This window comes from Aneurinibacillus sp. REN35 (assembly GCF_041379945.2).
Lineage (GTDB): Bacteria > Bacillota > Bacilli > Aneurinibacillales > Aneurinibacillaceae > Aneurinibacillus.
This window is the reverse complement of sequence record NZ_JBFTXJ020000059.1, coordinates 1-229: the sequence shown is the minus strand read 5'-3', so window position 1 is coordinate 229 and position 229 is coordinate 1. Positions and strand designations below refer to the sequence as shown.

Annotated in this window: 1 protein-coding gene; it reads right to left on the bottom strand. The window is 56.8% G+C overall.

Annotated features, from left to right (window positions below; genetic code table 11):
* A partial coding sequence (locus AB3351_RS23650; RefSeq protein WP_371149558.1) for a hypothetical protein occupies positions 1-229 on the bottom strand: 229 nt, incomplete at both ends.

Below are 229 nucleotides of genomic sequence, written 5' to 3'. Positions count from 1 at the left end.
CGCCGATGCCTCTTGTCCTTCCGTCTTAGACGGCGAAGCCGACGGGGAAACTGACGGCGACATTGCCGGCTGGTTCGAAGCCGGAGGACTTTCGGAGCCCATTGTCGCATGCTCCATCGTGCTTTCTTCGGACGCGCCGACGCTCGGGGCTGCGGTTTCCTTGGAACTACATGCCGTCATAACGAAAGTCAATCCGATTGCCAATACGAGTAGCAAAGCCATTTTATTC